General features: G+C 76.5%; 1 protein-coding gene. It reads left to right on the top strand.

Annotated elements, in window-relative coordinates; translation table 11 throughout:
- Nucleotides 1-251, top strand: a 251-nt coding sequence (locus VM95_RS38300; RefSeq protein WP_045706416.1) for a polyketide synthase dehydratase domain-containing protein, incomplete at both ends; no start/stop codon positions are given.

Here is a 251-nt window from a genome sequence, read left to right as displayed (position 1 = left end):
ATGGGCCTGGAGGCGTCCGCTCACCCCTGGCTGGGCGCCGCGACTGCTCTGGCCGAGGGCGAGGGCCACCTGTTCACCGGCCGATTGGCGCCGAACGGCCAGCCGTGGCTGCGCGACCACGCCGCCTTCGGCACGGTGCTCGTCCCCGGCACCGGGATCCTGGACCTCGTCCTGGCCGCCGGCCGTGAGCTCGGCGCGGGCCGGGTCGAGGAGCTGGCGCTCGTGGAGCCGCTGGTCCTGGAGGGCCCGGT

The sequence above is a fragment of the Streptomyces rubellomurinus genome (assembly GCF_000961885.1).
GTDB classification, from domain to species: Bacteria; Actinomycetota; Actinomycetes; order Streptomycetales; family Streptomycetaceae; genus Kitasatospora; species Kitasatospora rubellomurina.
This window is presented reverse-complemented; position numbering and strand designations above follow the sequence as displayed.